The 16,353-nt window shown below is 69.1% G+C and carries 16 protein-coding genes; 4 read left to right on the top strand and 12 right to left on the bottom strand.

What is annotated here, in order from left to right; translation table 11 throughout:
- Window positions 1-238: 238 nt before the first annotated feature.
- Entirely contained in the window at window positions 239-400 is a 162-nt protein-coding gene (locus OP79_RS45950; protein ID WP_308429660.1) for a hypothetical protein, read from the bottom strand.
- Between the two features lie 240 nt (window positions 401-640).
- Here OP79_RS45950 and coaA point away from each other — a divergent pair, with 240 nt between their 5' ends.
- Window positions 641-1,630: a type I pantothenate kinase gene (gene coaA / locus OP79_RS45945; protein ID WP_033329154.1), complete on the top strand. Its 990-nt coding sequence runs from the start codon at window positions 641-643 to the stop codon at window positions 1,628-1,630.
- Window positions 1,631-1,653: 23 nt separating this feature from the next.
- Window positions 1,654-2,601 carry a DUF389 domain-containing protein gene (locus tag OP79_RS45940; RefSeq protein ID WP_033329153.1) on the top strand — a complete coding sequence of 316 codons (948 nt, stop codon included), beginning with the start codon at window positions 1,654-1,656 and terminating at the stop codon, window positions 2,599-2,601.
- Here the strand turns inward: OP79_RS45940 and glmM are convergent.
- The 3 genes from glmM to rplM form a co-directional block, all read right to left on the bottom strand.
- Window positions 2,598-3,959: a phosphoglucosamine mutase gene (glmM, locus tag OP79_RS45935; RefSeq protein ID WP_033329152.1), complete on the bottom strand. Its 1,362-nt coding sequence runs from the start codon at window positions 3,957-3,959 to the stop codon at window positions 2,598-2,600. The two genes, OP79_RS45940 and glmM, sit on opposite strands and share 4 nt — an antisense overlap.
- 199 nt (window positions 3,960-4,158) lie before the next feature.
- Window positions 4,159-4,686 carry a 30S ribosomal protein S9 gene (rpsI, locus tag OP79_RS50110; protein WP_037973880.1) on the bottom strand — a complete coding sequence of 176 codons (528 nt, stop codon included), beginning with the start codon at window positions 4,684-4,686 and terminating at the stop codon, window positions 4,159-4,161.
- 42 nt (window positions 4,687-4,728) lie between these two features.
- Entirely contained in the window at window positions 4,729-5,172 is a 444-nt protein-coding gene (gene rplM / locus OP79_RS45925; RefSeq protein ID WP_033329151.1) for a 50S ribosomal protein L13, read from the bottom strand.
- 291 nt (window positions 5,173-5,463) lie between these two features.
- On the opposite strand from rplM, the gene OP79_RS45920 reads away from it, so the two are divergent.
- A complete protein-coding gene (locus OP79_RS45920; RefSeq protein ID WP_033329150.1) occupies window positions 5,464-6,336 on the top strand; it encodes a hypothetical protein in 873 nt (290 codons plus the stop codon).
- Between the two features lie 88 nt (window positions 6,337-6,424).
- Here OP79_RS45920 and OP79_RS45915 read toward each other — a convergent pair whose 3' ends face one another.
- The 5 genes from OP79_RS45915 to OP79_RS45895 form a co-directional block, all read right to left on the bottom strand.
- Window positions 6,425-7,504 carry a C40 family peptidase gene (locus OP79_RS45915; RefSeq protein ID WP_033329149.1) on the bottom strand — a complete coding sequence of 360 codons (1,080 nt, stop codon included), beginning with the start codon at window positions 7,502-7,504 and terminating at the stop codon, window positions 6,425-6,427.
- A 59-nt stretch (window positions 7,505-7,563) separates the two neighbouring features.
- On the bottom strand, window positions 7,564-8,046 hold the full coding sequence (locus OP79_RS45910) for a poly-gamma-glutamate biosynthesis protein PgsC/CapC (protein WP_033329148.1): 483 nt from the start codon (window positions 8,044-8,046) through the stop codon (window positions 7,564-7,566).
- Window positions 8,043-9,458, bottom strand: a complete 1,416-nt coding sequence (pgsB, locus tag OP79_RS45905; protein ID WP_245685692.1) for a poly-gamma-glutamate synthase PgsB — start codon at window positions 9,456-9,458, stop codon at window positions 8,043-8,045. The genes OP79_RS45910 and pgsB overlap by 4 nt, the downstream gene beginning before the upstream one ends.
- 6 nt (window positions 9,459-9,464) lie before the next feature.
- Complete coding sequence (locus OP79_RS45900) at window positions 9,465-11,705, bottom strand: HAMP domain-containing protein (RefSeq protein WP_106972653.1); 2,241 nt, start codon at window positions 11,703-11,705, stop codon at window positions 9,465-9,467.
- Between the two features lie 259 nt (window positions 11,706-11,964).
- Complete coding sequence (locus tag OP79_RS45895) at window positions 11,965-13,116, bottom strand: CapA family protein (RefSeq protein WP_033329146.1); 1,152 nt, start codon at window positions 13,114-13,116, stop codon at window positions 11,965-11,967.
- 221 nt (window positions 13,117-13,337) lie between these two features.
- On the opposite strand from OP79_RS45895, the gene OP79_RS45890 reads away from it, so the two are divergent.
- Entirely contained in the window at window positions 13,338-14,147 is an 810-nt protein-coding gene (locus OP79_RS45890) for a hypothetical protein (RefSeq protein WP_425428690.1), read from the top strand.
- Between the two features lie 84 nt (window positions 14,148-14,231).
- Here the strand turns inward: OP79_RS45890 and truA are convergent, their stop codons facing one another.
- The 3 genes from truA to OP79_RS45875 form a co-directional block, all read right to left on the bottom strand.
- Window positions 14,232-15,089 (bottom strand): tRNA pseudouridine(38-40) synthase TruA, encoded by an 858-nt coding sequence (gene truA, locus OP79_RS45885; protein ID WP_033329144.1) that lies wholly within the window; start codon window positions 15,087-15,089, stop codon window positions 14,232-14,234.
- A 74-nt stretch (window positions 15,090-15,163) separates the two neighbouring features.
- Entirely contained in the window at window positions 15,164-15,718 is a 555-nt protein-coding gene (gene rplQ, locus OP79_RS45880) for a 50S ribosomal protein L17 (protein ID WP_033329143.1), read from the bottom strand.
- Window positions 15,719-15,935: 217 nt separating this feature from the next.
- A partial coding sequence (locus OP79_RS45875) for a DNA-directed RNA polymerase subunit alpha C-terminal domain-containing protein (RefSeq protein ID WP_033329142.1) occupies window positions 15,936-16,353 on the bottom strand: 418 nt, incomplete at its 5' end.

Here is a 16,353-nt window from a genome sequence, read left to right as displayed (position 1 = left end):
CGCTTAGCTCCGGTCTCGGAGAACCCGCACCGTGTACCAGGCCAGGGCCGTATGCCCGCCCTGCGACGGGCTGACGCACCGGCCCACGACCCCGCACCCCCCACCCACCCCAGGGGTGCGGGGAACTGCGCGACCAGCCACCCACACACCCGCAGCCGCCCAACCGCCGGAGGCACCCCGCGGGGAACGGCGCGACCAGCCACACTCAACCCGCACCCAAACCCGTTCAAGCCAGCGCTTAGCGCCCTCGCTCAACCCGCTCTATGGCGTCCTGGACCAACTCCAGGTACTCCACTTCCTCACACCGCGGCTTGCTGCCCATCTCGTACAGGTCGATGCAGTCGTAGAGGTACTCCCCCAAGTCCTCGTCCGGCAGGTCCGCCGCCAGCTCGCTGCTCACCCGCCCCGCGAAGTCCGTATCAGCGCGCGTAGATATTCGTCGTACGGCATCACGAATCCGTATGGCCACGGCCACCCGAAACCCCCAAACCCCCAAAGACCCCGGAAGGCGGCTCGCTCCCCGGTGCCCGGACCGTATCCCCGCCCGCCCCGCAGGTCCATGCTTTCCCCACAACTCGTCCACAGTCAGACGTGACGGACCCCACCCACCGACGAGCCCCCCGGCCCGTAACAATGGACTGTGATCTCTTCGGTCTCCACGTCCCCGCGGAGCGCCCACCGGCCCAGGCCGGAGGCGACTCCCTACGTCGACCTCACCCGTGCCGAGTGGAGTGCGCTGCGCGAGAAGACGCCGCTCCCGCTGACCGCCGACGAGGTCGAGAAGCTGCGGGGCCTCGGCGACGTCATCGACCTCGACGAGGTACGGGACATCTACCTGCCGCTGTCCCGGCTGCTGAACCTGTACGTGAAGGCCACGGACGGACTGCGCGGCGCTCTGAACACCTTCCTCGGCGAGCAGGGCTCCCAGTCCGGCACGCCGTTCGTGATAGGGGTCGCCGGTTCCGTGGCGGTCGGCAAGTCGACCGTCGCGCGTCTCCTCCAGGCCCTGCTGTCCCGCTGGCCCGAGCATCCACGCGTCGAACTGGTCACCACGGACGGCTTTCTGCTGCCGACCAAGGAGCTCCAGGCGCGCGGCCTGATGTCGCGCAAGGGCTTCCCGGAGTCGTACGACCGACGCGCCCTGACCCGTTTCGTCGCGGACATCAAGGCCGGCAAGGACGAGGTCACCGCGCCCGTCTACTCCCACCTGATCTACGACATCGTGCCGGGCAGGCGGCTCACCGTGCGCCGCCCCGACATCCTGATCGTCGAGGGTCTGAACGTCCTCCAGCCCGCCCTGCCCGGCAAGGACGGCCGCACCCGCGTGGGCCTCGCCGACTACTTCGACTTCAGCGTGTACGTCGACGCCCGTCCCGAGGACATCGAGCGCTGGTACCTGAACCGTTTCCGCAGGCTCCGCGAGACGGCCTTCCAGAATCCGTCCTCGTACTTCCGCAGGTACACCCAGGTCTCCGAGGAGGAGGCCCTCGACTACGCCCGTACGATGTGGCGGACCATCAACAAGGTCAATCTGCTGGAGAACGTGGCCCCCACGCGCGGCCGCGCCACCCTCGTCCTGCGCAAGGGCCCCGATCACAAGGTGCAGCGTCTGAGTCTGCGCAAGCTGTAACCGGGCCCGGCTACTGTGCGGGCATGCTGCATCTGCGCCTGATCACGCCGTCCGACAAGACCGACAGCGTGGTCCGCCTGATCGAGAAGACCGTCGGCACCACGCATCTCGTCGTGATGCAGGGCGCCGCCCGCAATCCTTCCGGGGACGTGGTGATGTGCGACGTCGCGCGCGAGGCGGGCGACGAACTGCTCGGTGAGCTGCGGGAGTTGGAGATCGACAAGTGCGGCTCCATCGCCATCGAGAACATTGATCTCTCGCTGTCGGAGCGCGCCGACAAGGCGCGCGACGACGCGCCGGGCGAGGGCGCGGACGCGGTCCTGTGGGAGCACTTGGCGGACGCGACCCACGAGGAGTCGACACTCTCGTTCACGTACATCGCCTTCATCACACTGGCCACGATGATCGCGGCCTGCGGTGTGGTCCTCGACAACGCGATCCTGATCGTGGGCGCGATGGCGGTGGGCCCGGAGTTCGGGCCGCTGGCCGGTCTGTGCACGGCGCTGGTGCGGCGCGCTCCGCGGCTCGCGCTGCGCTCGGCGATGGCTCTGCTGGTGGGCTTCGCCTTCGCGATGGCGGTGACGGTCGTCTTCAGCTACTTCATGGACTCGATCGAGCTTTTCAGCAGGGAGCAGCTGGACGCCGAGAGGCCCAACACGGCCTTCGTCTACGCCCCCGACTGGTTCTCGTTCATCGTGGCCGTCCTCGCGGGCATCGCCGGCACTCTCTCGCTGACCTCGGCCAAGTCGGGCCTCCTGGTCGGCGTCGCGATCTCCGTGACGACGGTCCCAGCGGCCGCCAACGCGGCGGTGGCCCTGAGCTACGGAGACACGAAGCAGACCTGGGGCTCCACCGAGCAACTGCTCCTGAACCTGCTCGGCATCATCCTCGCCGGCACGCTCACGCTGCTCGCCCAGAAGTTCTTCTGGGCCAAGCAGCGTGAACGAGACGCCGAGAAGGCCCAGGCCTAGCAGGCCAGCGCCGACTTCACCACGTCGGCGAGCCGCCCCGCCACCGACCGTGCCTGGTCGAGGTCGGCGGCCTCCACCATCACGCGCACCAGCGGCTCCGTACCCGACGGACGCAGCAACACCCGTCCCGTGGAACCGAGTTCGCGCTCCGCGTCGGCAACCGCGGCCGCCAGTTCCTCGGAGGTCTTCACCCGCGACCTGTCGACGTCCGGCACATTGATCAGTACCTGCGGCAGCCGGTCCATGACGGACGCGAGGTCCTGGAGCGTACGTCCCGTCTGGGCGATCCGGGCCGCCAGCAGCAGGCCGGTCAGCGTGCCGTCGCCGGTGGTCGCGTGGTCCGTGATGATCACGTGCCCGGACTGCTCGCCGCCGAGCGCATAGTCGTGCTTCTTCATCTCCTCCAGTACGTAACGGTCACCAACTGCCGTCTGTACCAAGGAGAGTCCCTCGCGCTCCATGGCCAGCTTGAAGCCCAGGTTGGACATGACCGTCGCGACCACGGTGTCGGAGCGCAGTGCGGAACGCTCCCGCATCGCCAGCGCGAGTACGGCCAGGATCTGGTCCCCGTCGATCTCGGCGCCCGTGTGGTCCACGGCGAGGCAGCGGTCGGCGTCGCCGTCGTGCGCGATGCCCAGGTCGGCGCCGTGCTCGACCACGGCTGCCTGCAACAGACCCAGGTGCGTGGAGCCGCACCCGTCGTTGATGTTCAGGCCGTCCGGCTCGGCGCCGATGGTGACGACCTCGGCGCCCGCCCGGATGAAGGCCTCGGGCGAGACCCGGGCGGCGGCGCCGTGCGCCTCGTCGAGGACGACCTTCAAACCGTCCAGACGGTTCGGAACCGCCGTGATGAGGTGAGCGACATACCGCTCGAACCCCTCCTCGTACGTCCGGACGCGCCCGACGCCCGCACCGGTGGGCCGGTCCCAGGGAGCGCCGGTGCGGTGCTCCTCGTACACGGCCTCGATCCGGTCCTCCAGCTGGTCGGCGAGCTTGTGGCCGCCGCGCTCGAAGAACTTGATGCCGTTGTCGGGCATGGCGTTGTGGCTGGCGGAGAGCATCACGCCGAGGTCGGCGCCGAGTGCGCCGGTGAGGTACGCCACCGCCGGCGTCGGCAGCACGCCCACGCGCAGGACGTCCACGCCCGCGCTGGCGAGACCGGCGACCACGGCGGCCTCCAGGAACTCCCCGGACGCCCGCGGGTCCCGCCCGACCACCGCCGTGGGCCGGTGGCCCTCGAAGGTGCCCGCCTCGGCCAGTACGTGCGCCGCCGCGACGGACAGGCCGAGCGCCAGCTCAGCCGTCAGGTCCGCGTTGGCAACACCGCGCACGCCGTCCGTGCCGAAGAGTCGTCCCACTGGTGTCCTCCGAACATGCTCAGAAATTGCGGCTCATGCCGAGTGTCCAGGTAAGGCCTTGCTCACGAGTATCCCCAGTTCCCAGGCTGATGGACGGTGACGTAAGGCCGTAATAAATGCCCACTTGCCGTAAATGCCTCGCCCCGGCGGCACAGGAGTGCCGCCGGGGCGATGTTGCGTGCAGGGCACGCGGTAGCGACTAGCGCTTGCTGTACTGGGGCGCCTTGCGGGCCTTCTTCAGACCGGCCTTCTTGCGCTCGACCGCACGGTCGTCACGGCGGAGGAAGCCGGCCTTCTTCAGGGCGCCGCGGTTGTTGTCCACGTCCGCCTCGTTCAGCGCGCGGGCCACGCCGAGGCGCAGGGCACCGGCCTGGCCGGAGACGCCGCCACCCGAGATGCGGGCGACAACGTCGTAACGGTCGTCGAGCTCGAGCACCTTGAAGGGCTCGTTGACTTCCTGCTGGTGCACCTTGTTGGGGAAGTAGTCCTCAAGGGTGCGACCGTTGATCTTCCACTTGCCGGAGCCCGGAACGATCCGGACGCGGGCGATGGCGTTCTTGCGGCGGCCCAGTCCGGCGGCCGGCTGCGGCTCGCCGAAGCGGGAGGCCAGGGACTCCGAGGTGTACTCGCCCTCGACGGGGACCTCGGACTCGGTGGTGTACTGCTCGATGTCGACGAGCTCGGTCTCGGTCTCTTCGACCGGCTGCTCGGTAGTGGTCTCGGCCACGATTCTCCTCAGATTCTCTTCTGGTCTTAGGGGTGGCCGGACTTACTGCGCGACCTGGGTGATCTCGTACGGCTGCGGCTGCTGCGCGCCGTGCGGGTGCTGGTCACCCCTGTAGACCTTCAGCTTCGAGAGCATCTGACGGCCCAGGGTGTTCTTCGGGAGCATGCCCTTGACGGCCTTCTCGACCGCTTTCTCGGGGTTCTTGTCCAGCAGCTCGTCGTAGCGGACGGAGCGCAGACCACCCGGGTACCCGGAGTGGCGGTAGGCCAGCTTCTGGGTCCGCTTGTTGCCGGACAGGTGGACCTTGTCCGCGTTGATGATGATGACGAAGTCACCAGCGTCGACGTGCGGAGCGTAGATCGGCTTGTGCTTGCCGCGCAGAAGGGTGGCAGCGGTGGTCGCCAGACGGCCGAGAACGACGTCCCGGGCATCGATGACGTGCCACTGGCGAGTGATGTCGCCGGGCTTGGGGCTGTACGTACGCACGGTTCGTAGCCTTCGCTTCTTCAGTGAGTGGGGTCCTGACAAGGCCACCACGGACGATCACGACAGCCCTGACCGCACGGCGGCGACGCAACCGCATGCAGATCGCTGGTCATCGGCCCCGGTGGACCGGTGTAAGGGCCTCTCACGTGAGAATGAGCAAGCCAATACACATAACGAAGGGCAAGAATAGCTCCGGCGGCCCACACGGGTCAAAACGCGCGGGGGCCGAGGGTTACCACTGTTACCGCTGTGGTACCAGTAGACGTCTTGTCCTGTCATAAGATGCGCCCCATGAGCTTTGGGCAGGGGGGACCTCAGTGGGGTCCCGGGGGATCGGGTTCTCAGCCGCCGCAGTGGGGAAACCAGACCCCCGACTGGGCGGCGCTCGCCGAGGCGTCCGAGTCGCGCAACCGGCGCCGCAGATGGCTGATGGTCGGCGGCGGCGCGCTCGCCACGGTCGCGATAGGCGCGGCCGTCGCCGTGGCCGTGGTCTCGGCCGACGGCAACGACGGCCAGGTGGTGAACCAGCCTGCCTCCGACCTGCCCGCCACCTCGGACATCCCGCCGGACACCACCAGCCCCGGCCCCTCGTTCGCGGAGACCTCGGCGCCTCCCCCGCTGGACCCGAAGGACTTCATCTCCAGCGCGAAGAAGGACACGGCGCCACTCAGCCCGGACATCCTCTTCCCCGGTTCGCGGCTGACGATGGGCGAGTCCCGCTATGAGAAGGGCAAGACCGCGTCCACGAAGGACTGCGCGTCGGCCGTCCAGGGCACGCTCGGCACGGTCCTCACGAAGAACGACTGCACGCGGCTGATGCGCGTCACGTACTCCCTGAACGGTGTGGCGGTGACGGTCGGCGTGGCCCTCTTCGACACCGAGGCCCAGGCGGCCAAGGCCAAGAACGACGCCGACACCAAGAGCGTCGTCCAGTCGCTGTCGGGCGACCGCGTCCCCGCCTTCTGCCGCGCGGCGGTCTGCCGCTCGACGACCAACTCGTACGGCCGCTACGCCTACTTCACGGTCGCCGGCTTCACCAACGGCAAGGACGTGACCCAGAAGGACACCAAGGTCTTCTCCACCGGCGACGACCTCGCGGAGTTCACCTTCCGCCAGATCCGCCGCCGGGGCGAGGCGCAGGCTTCGGCCGCGGCCAACGAGTAGGAATCCGCGGGGAGTTGAGCCTGGGCCACGTGCTCAGGCTCACAGTCGTATCCCGTCGCCTCCCATCGTGTCCCGTCGTATCCCACGGTCAGAGGCGCTTGGCGCTGCGCAGGGTCTTCGCGTAGTAGCCGTTACCGTCCAGGCGGGAGGCGCCGCCTACGTCGCCGATGGTCGGGCCGTTGATCTCCTCGCGGCTCGAGATGAAGATCAGGTGGCCTTCGGTGTCGTAACCGAGCACCATGCCGACGTGGTCGAGACGCTGACCGGTCCGGGTGTCGAGCTTGAAGAAGACGAGGTCCCCGGGCTGCAGTTGATCGATGTTCGAGGGCCGGTCCTTCGCCGCGATGCCGGTCAGCGGCAGTACGTCGACGCCCTCCTTCGAGCGGGCCATTCCGTTGGCGGTGCGCGGCAGTCCGTCGCCCGAGTCGTCCGAGGACATCAGGGGATAGCGCGCGCGGTAGCCGAACACCATGCGCATGTATCCCGAGCAGTCGATCGAGCGGGCCCGCGCGGCCTCCGGTGTGCCCGTGGCACCGTCCCGGAAGGGGTACGGGATGCCGAGGTAGTCGTAGAAGTCCGACTGCTCCAGGCGCAGATCGGCGCCTCCGGCGGTGTTCAGGGGGCCGAAGTTCGCGTCACCGGCGTAGACGATGCCGTCCGCGTCCTTCTTCTGCTGGGCGCCCGCCTGGTACTGGGTGGCGAAGGCGAAGAGGTCGTCCTCCTTGCTGTCCTTGTACTCGGCGTACCAGTCCTTGAACCACTTCTGCTTCTCCGCACCCTTGGTCCAGGGCTCGGGCATGAGGCGGACCCAGTCCGTCGTGGAGATCTCGGAGTTCGTCGAGGACGGCTCGGCGAAGGTGCGCGCCGGGCCGGTCAGCGTCGCGGTGCGGGCTCCGTCCGTGAAGACGGCGCTGACCTGGCCGTCGGACCCGCGCAGCACGGAGCGCGCCGGGTTCTGCAGCCGGGACCAGGCCTGCTCGCCCTCGCCCTTGTCGTCGGAGGGGCCGGCGGAGCGGCCGGAGCCGTCGAGCACGCCGACGTTCGTGATCTGTGTGACGCCCTGCTCCTCCTCCTTGCGTAACTCCACGGTGAGGTATCCGGAGGCGGCCACGAGCACCAGCACCACGAGGCCCGAGACGACCGGCCGCGATTTCTTCTTGCCTGCCACTGTTCTCTCCTGGAGGGGGTTTCTCGGACGGGATTTCGGACGGGGTTCTGGACGGGTTCTCAGACGGTGGGCATGACGCCGAGCAGCAGTCCGGCGGCGACGACGATGTAGGCCAGCAGCGACACCGTGCCGGTGGCCAGCAGCGTGGGCCCCTTGGGCTGGCGCACCAACTGGTAGGCGATCAGGCCGGGCACGATGAAGCCGAGGGTCTGGTTGCCGTACAGCAGCGGGAACTCGAGCGAGAGCACGATCATCACGGTGGCCTGGAGCAGTACGCCCAGCAGGACCACCGAGGCGAACAGCCGCTTGCCGTAGAGGATCACCAGCCGCTGCATGACCTTGGTACCCGCGTAGGTCAGAGCGGTGACCCCGACCACCATGGCCGCCCGCTGCAGGTCCTCGATGAGCGTCAGGGCGAGCCAGCCCGGGGTGATCATCCCGCCGGGCGACAGATTGGTGGTGAGGTAGCAGATCAACGAGAAGAACAGGCCGATGGCGATGCCGAGGGCGGCCATCTCGGGGGTCAGGGCGGACGTGGTCAACGGGGGTCTCCGGGCTGGGGTGGGTAGGGGGCGTCGCCGTACGGTGCGTACGGCGAGGTCTCCTGGGCAGCGGCGTACGGCCCGGGCATGCGGACCACCGGGATCTCCTGGGTCTGGGTGGCCTGATAGCGCTGCTCGTACGCCATGGGGTACGAGGCGTAGGGGTCCAGGCGGGCCGGCTGGGGCGGCAGCGCGGCGGCCGACGGGCCCGCGTCGGCGGCGGGGCCGGACTCGTCCGCGGGGAGTTCGGCCAGGTACTCCAGGAGTTCCTCGCCCTGGCCGTGGATGTTGCCGATGGCGACGAGGGAGGAGTCGGCGGACAGCCGGTCGAGCAGGGCCGGCATGAACTCCTCGGCCGAGCGCCGCTCGCCGCCCAGGTCGATCGCCCTCTCGCGCCATTCGGCGGGGATGGCGTCGATGGCACTCTTGGCCGGGTGCCCGATGACGAAGACGTGGTCCGGCTTCAGGTCGGGGATGATCTCGCCCATCTGCCCGTTGCGCTCCACCCGGTCCGGGCGGCAGTTGATGACGACGTTCAGCGGACGGTGGATGGCGCCGAGGTCGAGCAGCTGGTTGATGTTCATCAGCGTCGACTCGGGGTCGTTGGCCGCGAAGACGTTGGCGAAGGCGAGCCGCTTGCCGCCGGGTGCCTCGTAGCGCTCCACGGAGAGCACGCCGGGGTCGGGCGGGGCGTCGTACATGCCCTGCAGTGCGACCCCTCGTTCCACCCCGAGCAGGTCCGCGACGACGAGTGCGATCGCGACGTTCTCCTTGAAGGTGAACCAGCTGAAGCCGCGCAGTTCCTCGTCGGAGACGGTCTCCGGGTCCGCGTAGACCAGCTTGCAGTTCCGGGCGTCCGCCTCCTCCTGGAGGATGTGGAAGCGCTCCCGCTCCGCCGTGACGCAGATGCCGTTCTCGGGCATCGAGCGGCACAGCGACCGTGCCACGTCGTCCAGGGTGGGGCCCATCTCGGCGAGGTGGTCCTCCCGTACGTTGCACAGCACGCCGATCGTCGAGCGGATCAGCTTGCTCTGGTTGACCTCCTGCAGGGCCGGCATGACGGCCATGCACTCGATGACCAGCGCGTCGGGACGGTAGGTGGCGGCCCGGCGGACGATGCCGATCTGCTCGACGACGTTGGCGATGCCGAACTTGCGGTAGACCGGCTCCTCCGTCGCGTCGGGGTGGATGAACCGCGCGGCCGTGCCCGTCGTCTTCGCCACGGTGACCAGGTCACCGCCGCGCAGCGCGCCCGCGCACAGCCGGGTGATGGAGGACTTGCCGCGGATGCCGTTGACCAGCACCCGGGACGGGATGCTGTGCAGGGCGGCGTAGTGCCTGCGCTGCTCCACGATGCCCGCCACGAACAGGAACACACCGCCGATGAGCAGCACGAAGTAGAGATAGAGCACCGTGGGTCACCTTCCTCCGACGCCGAGCCGGAGTTCGGACGTCCGGCGTACCTGGTTCTGCCTGCGGGCCTGCAACTGCTGACGGAGCAGTTCGAGACTGCGGACGACGGCGCCCACCTCGTCCTGGTAGCGGGGGTACAGCACGGTCTTCAGGTCGCCGTCCGCGAGCTTCTCCGCGGCGGCGGCGAGGGTGCGCAACGGGCGGGCCACGACCAGATGCACCCAGCCCAGGCAGACGACGATCGCGGCCAGCCCGAGCAACCCGGCGAGCACGCTGCGGTCTTCCAGCTGGTACGGGGCGATCTCGAAGCTCTTGGCGTTCTGCCAGCTGACCACGGTCCAGCCGATGTCGGCCGCCACACCGCCGCCGGAGAAGGGTGCCGCGGCGGCGACGGTGACCCCGCGCCCCTCGCGGATCAGCAGGCCGTTCTCCACCGGGCCCGCGCCGGCCCGCACACTGCCCGCCCTGACCAGGTCGGTGAGGCTGTCGCGGGGCAGTTCCTCGAAGGCCAGGAAGCCGTCACTGGCGGCTACGGTCAGCTCCTTGGAGTCCACGACGCGGACCTCGCCGAGTCCGGGCCGGTTCAGCAGCGAGTTGAGGAACTCCACCCGCACCTCGCCGACCAGGGTCATGTCCTTGTCCGCGATGGGAGCCCCGGCCTGGATCACCGGCTTCTTGCCGCCCTTGCCCGACACCCGGATCAGCGGCAGGTCCTCGTCCCGCTTCCAGTCGTGCGGTTCGTCTCCCGCGCTTGCGACGACGTCGCCGTCCTCGGCCAGGACGTACAACGCCCCGTAGCGGGAGTGCTCGCGCAGGGTCTCCTCCAGCAGGCGGCCTGCGGTGTCGGTGTCGTCGACGTCGATCAGGCGGGAGGTGGAGACCAGGTCCGCCTGTGCCTCGTTGAGCGCCCTGCGTACGCGGTCGGCGACCAGGTCGGTGCGGTCGCGCTGGTCGTTGACCATGGCGGCCGGGACGCTGACTGAGTCGTCCGTACGGTTCAGCAGCAGGCCGACCGGTACGCACCACAGCAACAGCAGAGCCGCCGTCAGCGCGAGCGGCCCCCGCACCCCTAATCGGGCCTTCACGCGACGGCGGGTGCCGGCTTCGTCTCCCGCGCCGCCCAGCTGTGCGCGCAGTCGCTCCAGGGCGGAGCCGATGCGTGCGGGCTCGCCCCAGCGGGGTACGGCGACCGGGCGGGTCAGGTCTCCCCTGGCGAGCCGGCGGGACTCCAGGAACAGCCGCAGCAGCGGTCGCTGCACGGTCGCCCAGAGCACGGCCGCCGCCAGCAGCCCGAGCACCACCAGGGCTCCGGCCGCAACCAGTCCGTACAACTCCCGGCCCGGTCCCGCGGCGTGCTGCTGGACGACGGGCAACAGGGCGACGACCGTGAGGCCGAGGCCCGCGCCGACGCTCTGCTTCTCCTCCGGGTCGGCGGAGGAGAGAGAGGCGTAACCCGCCGTGGCGATACGGCCGTTGTAGGCGCCGCCCAGCAGGGTGCCGCTGACACCGGGGTAGCCGCGGGAGCCGGGCTCCCTGGCGCTGACGGGGTTCTGCTCGGTCCGCTTCGCCGCCTGGTCGGACAGGCTGGTCATCTGCTTCTGGAGGAAGGAGAGTTCCTTGCGCTCCTGGCCCGAGCCGAGTGCCTCGGACTGCTCGAAGCCGGCCGTGGCGAGGACCTCGCCGCCGGTGGCGACGACCGCCATGGAGCGGAACGGGCCCAGGTTGATGGCGGGCACGGACAGACTGTTGGACGCGATCAGCAGTTGCTGCGGCCGGTCCTCGAAGTCGAGAACCGCCATGGTCATCAGGCGTACGTCGCCGGTCTTCAGCCGCACCATGCGGGGGGTGAGGGCCTGGTCACCGGTGAGTACCTTCTCGTCCAGCCAGGCCAGCGGGATCGATTCGCCGCGTGCGGCGAGCACCTTCCCGCTCTCCAGGTCCAGGACGGTGGTGCCGGTCCACTTCTGGTAGGTCTTCCCCAGGTCGGACAGGACGCGTTCCGGTTCGACCGTTTTCCCCGCGTTCAGTGCGGCGGCGGTGCGGCTGAGGTCGGTGACGCGCTCGTCGATCGAGGCCCGTAACGCGATGGCGCCGTCCTCCGCGAAGTGCTGCTGCGAGGACAGCACCGCCTCGGGTACGGCCTGCTCACCGGCGGGGCCGAGCACCTTGGCGGTGAGTCCGGCGAGGGCGAGGACGAGCACGCAGAGTAACGCGATCGGCGGGCGGACGCCGCCGAGTAACGGCATGTCCGCTCTCCTGCGGATGCGCCGCCGCCCTCCCCTCACGGGGCGCGCGGCAGTTCTGGATGTCACCGGTGGTTTTCCCCTCCGACCTCTGCGGGTACAAGCGCCCGCGGAGATGCCCTCTGGCGCGCAGGCATGATGCGCCGCCACTTAACAGACCGTTCACGATCGCCGAGGTTGCGGCGCCGAGTGCCGAAAACGCCTGTGGCACTTGTCACGTGGTGTGCCTAGCAGCTTGGCGCGTTACGGTCTTGCGGAACACTCAGTCACGAGCGGGCGAAAGCTCTTCGAGGCCGTCCCCGCCGGGCGCCCCCCGGTTGTAGACGAACCCACGTGTGCGGTCCGCCGCCAGGCGGTAGCGGGCGAGCCGTTCCGGAGCCAGTTCCTCCGACGTTTCGATGGCCCGCCGTACGTCGACCACCCGATGGTCCGTGACCGCCCCCTCGGGCGGGTCCTCACCGGTCTCCACCTCGGGTGGGATGTCCACCAGCGTCGGGGCGTAACGGGCCGTGACGTCCCAGCCCTCCGTCGCCTCCCGGAACTCGAACCAGCCGATGGCCCCCTCCTCGGTGAGCCCGCTCGGCGAGGAATGGCGGGCCAGCTGGTTGCCGAGGCTGTAGGTGACCCATGTGCCGTTCACCTTCTGGATCGGCTGCACCACATGGGAGTGGTGGCCGATAACGAGGTCGATCCCCGTGTCCTCGGTGATCGACTCCGCCAGCTGCAACTGCGCGACGCTCGGCTCGTTGTAGTGCTCGCGTCCCCAGTGGACCGAGAGGATCACTACCTCGGCCCCCTGCTCCCGGGCCCGGGCCTCGGCTTTCCTGATCGTGTCCGTGCCGATCAGGTTGACCGCCCAGCGCTCCTTCTCGAGCGTCGGCTTGACCAGGGACTCCCTGGAGTAGGCGAGATGGGCGACCTTGACGCCGTTGACCTCGCGGATGGTGGTCTTCTCCGCTTCCTCGGGGCTGCGGGCGGAGCCGGAGTGCCCGAGGCCGACCTTGTCCATGGTGTCCAAGGTGCGCTTCACGGCCTTGATGCCGTGGTCGAAGGTGTGGTTGGAGGCGGTCGAGCAGGTGTCGTAGCCGACGTCCTTGAGGGTCCTCAGGATCTGGGGCGGGACGAGGAATTCGGGATAGCCCTTGAAGGGACCCCTGGGTTTCCCGACCGGCGCCTCCATATGGCAGATGGCCAGGTCAGCCTTGCTGATGATCTGCTTCACCCCGGCGAGCTGCGGCCCGAAGTCCAGGCCCGCCTCCCCTTTCCCGGTCTCCTTGGCGTCCTTGGCCGCCTGGTCGACCAGCTCGGGATGGATGAGCACGTCGCCCGCGGCGGCGACGGTGAACGAGCGGCCGTCCGACTTCACCTGCGGCGCCGAAGGATCGGCGGCGCACGCGGCGGTCAGAGCGGCCACGACTAAGAAGGTCGCCGACGAACGGCTCTTCCGGAGAGGATTACGGGATGTCACTTCGCCATAGTCACATGGGCCCTACAAACAAAACCCTCATTGCCGTCACAAGACAGTCACATTTCGTTCGCGTATTAGCTCAACTCGGACTGGTTCTCGCCCTGTTCGGCTGCCAGTCACCATCGCAGCAGACTCCGGACGATTCGGTTCCGAATCCCCGCCGGCTGGTGGACCTGCGCAGCCGGATCCTCGCGTATACAGCCGACTTCCGGTCCGACGGCCCGTACACCTCACCGACCGACACACAGCGCGAGCAACTGGCCGAAGGGGTCGGGCGCCTCCTGGAGGGGAAGACCGAGGAAGCTCAGCGACTGCTCGCCACCGTCGGCTTCGGCGTCAACCGCCTCACCGACTCCGCATCCGGCCGCCGTTACGACGAGGTCGCCGCCACCCGGCCGGGCAAGGGCGAGCACTGGGGCCGTCTCTACCTGAACGCGAACTCCGGCATCCTCTGGAACGCGCAGGTGCCACACCCCGTGGCCGACCAGGACACCGAACAGCTCGGCGTACGACTCCTGGAAAGCGCCCCCGGCGGAGCGCTGGTCCTCGCGGGTGCCCACCGCCGGGCCGGCGAGGAGGACGCCGCGGACGTCGCGCATCGCGAGGACAGCGTCTTCCACGCCATCGTCCTCGAGCTCCAGAAGCGCGGCGTGCCCGGCGTACAGCTGCACGGCTTCGCCCGGTCCTCGCAGCGCCCCTACGACGCCGTGCTCTCCACCGGGGCGACGCGGAACGCGCTCAGCGAGACCTCCGCCCTGGCCGACCGACTGGAGGCGGACGGACTGCGCGTCTGCCGGGGCTGGTCGGCACGGTGCCCGCTGGAAGGCGTCACGAACGTCCAGGGCCGGGCCGCGCAGGACCAGGGCGCGAAGTTCGTCCATGTGGAACTCGCCCCCGCCGCCCGGGGCGACGGCTCCGACGCCGACACCGCCGCGCGGGCCCTGACGGAGCTCGTCACGAACTGGGGCAACGGCTGAACGCGGCGCCGGGCAGTAGGCGGGCAACAGGAAAGCGGTGGCCCCATGGGCGACCACCGCCGACAACCAACCCCCGCTCTCCCCTCAGCAGCACCCCGCCCCCGGCAACGACCGCCGGTTCCGCGCCTCCTTGTTCCGCGCCGCCAGCAACTCGTCCGCCGGGTACCCGACCTCTTCGAGCGTCAGCCCGTGCGGCCGTACGACATGCACGGCGGAGTCCCGTACCCCGGCGGCGAGCACCTTCCCCGGCCAGTCGGGACCGCGATGTCCGTCTCCCACGAACAGCAGCGCCCCGATCAGTGACCGCACCATGTTGTGGCAGAAGGCATCGGCCCGCACCGTGGCGGTGATCACCCCGTCCGCCCCCCGCGCGAGGCTCAGCTCCTGAAGCGTACGAATGGTCGTCGCCCCGTCCCGCTTCTTGCAGTACGCGGCGAAGTCGTGCTCCCCGAGCAGCGGCCGCGCCGCCTCGTTCATCGCGCCGACATCGAGCGGCCAGTCGTGCCAGAGGACGTGGCTGCGCAGCAGCGGATCGACGCCACCCGGGTTGTCGGTGACGCGATAGGCGTACCGCCGCCAGACCGCCGAGAAACGGGCGTTGAAGCCGCTGGGCGCCTCCCGCAGCGACCACACCCGCACATCCTTCGGCAACCGCCCGGCCAGCCGCTTGAGCAGCTTCTCCCGATGCTCGGCCCACAGCCCCTCGGGCAGATCGACATGCGCCACCTGCCCCCGCGCATGCACCCCGGCATCGGTCCGCCCGGCCACGGTCAGCTCGTACGTCGTCTCCCGCGACCGCGTCACCGTACGCAGCGCGTCCTCGATCTCCCCCTGCACGGTCCGCCGCCCCCCGGCCTGCTTGGCCCACCCGGAGAACGCGCTCCCGTCATACGAAAGATCAAGCCGCACCCGTACGAACCCGGGCTCTACCTCGTCACTCACACCTGGATCCTTTCAGGAACACGAAAACGGGCCCGCCCCCGGAGGGGCGGACCCGCTCGACGCGAGGTGAAACCTCAGGCGTCCTTGGACTCGTCGCCCTCGGCAGCAGCCGGCTTCGCGTCCTCGACGACCTCTTCGGCCTCGGCCTCAGCGGCCTCGTCCTTCTTGAGAACGTCTTCCTTCTGGAGGGTGTCCTCCTTCTTGAAGGCGTCCTCCTTGACGGCACGCTTGGTGGCCGCCTCGGCCTCACCGGTGGCCTCCTGGGCCACGGTCAGCGCCTCCACCAGCTCGATGACAGCCATGGGCGCGTTGTCGCCCCGACGGTTACCGATCTTGGTGATACGGGTGTAGCCACCCGGACGGTTCTCATACCGCGGGCCGATCTCGGTGAAGAGCGTGTGCACGATGCTCTTGTCCGTGATGACCTGAAGCACCTGACGGCGGTTGTGAAGGTCGCCCTTCTTCGCCTTGGTGACCAGACGCTCGGCGTACGGCCGCAGCCGGCGGGCCTTCGCCTCGGTCGTGGTGATACGGCCGTGCTCGAACAGCGCCTTCGCAAGGTTCGCAAGAAGCAGCTTCTCGTGCGCGGCACCGCCGCCCAGACGGGCACCCTTGGCGGGCTTCGGCATGGTTCTTCTCCTAGGTGTCTGCCCCGGCCGTACTAGGTACCGAGGTCAGTATCCGAGCAGGCGGCTGCCTGTCGGAGATCCGGGCACCCTTTTCAAGGCGCCCGGAGCACCCGCGCCCCTTCAGGGGCGCGGGCTGTGTCAATTTGCGGCTCCGCCGCGTGGGCGCGACCAGCCACAACGGCCCCGCAGCCAAGAACCGGCAATCGGTCCCGAGCTCTTAGTACTGCTCGGTTTCGACGAAACCGGCGTCGGCATCGTCGTCGGCGCCAAAGGCGTCCGCCGCAGCGGTCGGGTCGAATCCGGGCGGGCTGTCCTTCAGGGCCAGGCCCATCCCGTTCAGCTTCGCCTTGACCTCGTCGATGGACTTCGCACCGAAGTTACGAATGTCGAGCAGGTCGGCCTCGGAACGCGCCACGAGCTCACCCACGGAGTGGATGCCCTCACGCTTGAGGCAGTTGTACGACCGGACGGTGAGCTCCAGCTCCTCGATCGGCAGCGCCAGATCGGCCGCGAGCGCAGCGTCCGTCGGCGACGGACCCATGTCGATGCCCTCGGCGTCGATGTTGAGCTCACGGGCCAGACCGAACAGCTCGACCAGCGTCTTGCCGGCGGAAGCCATCGCGTCACGCGGACGC

This window comes from Streptomyces yerevanensis (assembly GCF_000716805.1).
GTDB lineage: Bacteria > Actinomycetota > Actinomycetes > Streptomycetales > Streptomycetaceae > Streptomyces > Streptomyces flaveus.
This window is presented reverse-complemented; position numbering and strand designations above follow the sequence as displayed.

Bases quoted from the DNA above. Each gene is read 5' to 3' on its own strand.
- OP79_RS45940 (WP_033329153.1), top strand. From the start codon at position 1,654: ATGCTGCATCTGCGCCTGATCACGCCGTCCGACAAGACCGACAGCGTG.
- OP79_RS45920 (WP_033329150.1), top strand. From the start codon at position 5,464: ATGAGCTTTGGGCAGGGGGGACCTCAGTGGGGTCCCGGGGGATCGGGT.
- OP79_RS45900 (WP_106972653.1), bottom strand. From the start codon at position 11,705: ATGCCGTTACTCGGCGGCGTCCGCCCGCCGATCGCGTTACTCTGCGTG.
- rplQ (WP_033329143.1), bottom strand. From the start codon at position 15,718: ATGCCGAAGCCCGCCAAGGGTGCCCGTCTGGGCGGCGGTGCCGCGCAC.